Consider the following 1,721-nt stretch of genomic DNA (forward strand, 5'->3'; position numbering starts at 1 on the left):
GGTTCTGGAAGGTCCGCGACAGCCCGCGCGCAGCGAGCTCGTCGGGCGGCAGGCCGGTGACGTCGTTACCGTCGAGTTCGATCCGGCCGTGGTCGGCGGCGTACATCCCGGAGACGACGTTGAACAGCGTTGTCTTGCCGGCGCCGTTGGGGCCGATGATCGACAGGATCTCGCTCGGCGCTACCGAGAACCCGACGCCGTCGATCGCCTTGACGCCGCCGAACGAGATGCCGACATCGCGGACCTTCAGAAGCGTCATCGCCGCGCCCTCATGGTCAGCTTCGCCAGCATCGGCACCATGCCGTCGCGCATGAAGATCATCGACACGATGATGAGCAGGCCGAGCAGGAAATGCTCGTAGTCCTGAAACACCGTCAGCAACTGCGGCAGCACCACCAGCACCGCGGCGCCGACGATGCTGCCGACGATCGAGCCGAGCCCGCCGAGCACCACCATCGTCACCAGTTCGACCGAATGCAGGAAGCCGGCTTGATCCGGATTGACGAAGCCGTTCATCATCGCCAGCGCCGAGCCGGCGATCGAGGCGTACACCGCGGCGATGACGAAGGCCTGCAGCTTGAAGCGCTCGACATGCACGCCCGCGGTGCGCGCGGCGATCTCGCTGTCGTGCAGCGCGCGAAAGGCGCGCCCGGTGGGCGTGTCGTCGAGGTTGAGCGCGAACCAGGTTCCGATCAGCAGCAATCCCGCCGTGATCCAGTACCAGGTGGTCGAGCCGGAGACGCGCCAGCCGAACAGGCTGAGCTTCGGCACCGGCATGCCGTCCGGGCCGCCGGTCCAGCCGCTCTCGGTGGTGATCACCATCGCCACCAGCACGCCGAGCCCGAGGGTGGCGATGGCGAGATAGTGTCCTTTCAGCCGCAGGATCGGCCGGCCGACCAGAAATGCGAGGAGGGCGGAGATCAGCGCGCCGACCAGCACCGCGAGCAGGGCATGCAGCCCGAAATGCGCGGGCCCGATCGCGACTGCATAAGCGCCGATGCCGAAGAAGCCGGCATGGCCGAGGCTGACCTGGCCGGCCTTGCCCATCAGGATGTTCAGCCCGATCGCCGCCAGCGCCGAGACCCACACCAGGGCCGCGACGCGAAAGTAATAGCTCGATGGGAACAGCAGCGGCAGCACCGCCATCACCACGGCGAGCGCGATCAGAATGGCGGACCGGCGGCCGAGCAGGTTCAGCATCACTCAGACCCGCTCGACGGTGCGACGGCCGACCAGCCCCTGCGGCGCGACGAACAGCACGGCGAGGATGACGATGAAGGCGATGGCGTCCTTGTAGGTCGACGACACATAGCCGGCGCCGAACGACTCCAGCAGGCCGAGCAGCAGCCCGCCGATCACTGCGCCGAGCGGATTGCCCATGCCGCCGAGCATCGCGGCCGCAAAGCCCTTCAGCGCCAGCAGCGTGCCGACGTCGTAGCTGGTCAGGGTGATCGGGGTGATCAGAATGCCGGCGATCGCGCCGATCGCCGCCGAGCCGCCGAATGCCAGCGCCATCACGGTGGCGACGTTGACGCCGACCAGCCGCGCCGCCAGGCGATTGGCGGCGGTCGCGACCACCGCCTTGCCGATCAGGGTGCGCTCCATCACATAGTACAGCGTCAGCACCACCAGTGCGGCGCCGCCGAGTACCCACAGGCTCTGCGGCTGGATCACCGCGCCGAGCAGGTGGATCGGCGCATCGCCGGAGAACGCCGGCAGCT

General features: G+C 68.1%; 3 protein-coding genes. All 3 read right to left on the reverse strand.

The genetic code is table 11. From position 1 onward, the window contains the following. A partial coding sequence (locus DU475_RS23740) for an ATP-binding cassette domain-containing protein (RefSeq protein WP_164633509.1) occupies positions 1–259 on the reverse strand: 259 nt, incomplete at its 3' end. After that, positions 256–1,200 carry a branched-chain amino acid ABC transporter permease gene (locus DU475_RS23745; RefSeq protein ID WP_047307950.1) on the reverse strand — a complete coding sequence of 315 codons (945 nt, stop codon included), beginning with the start codon at positions 1,198–1,200 and terminating at the stop codon, positions 256–258. The genes DU475_RS23745 and DU475_RS23740, both read right to left, overlap by 4 nt. Positions 1,201–1,203: 3 nt before the next feature. Further along, a partial coding sequence (locus DU475_RS23750; RefSeq protein ID WP_164633510.1) for a branched-chain amino acid ABC transporter permease occupies positions 1,204–1,721 on the reverse strand: 518 nt, incomplete at its 5' end.

Origin of the sequence: Rhodopseudomonas sp. WA056 (assembly GCF_010906995.1) — a bacterium.
Taxonomy (GTDB): Bacteria; Pseudomonadota; Alphaproteobacteria; order Rhizobiales; family Xanthobacteraceae; genus Rhodopseudomonas; species Rhodopseudomonas palustris_G.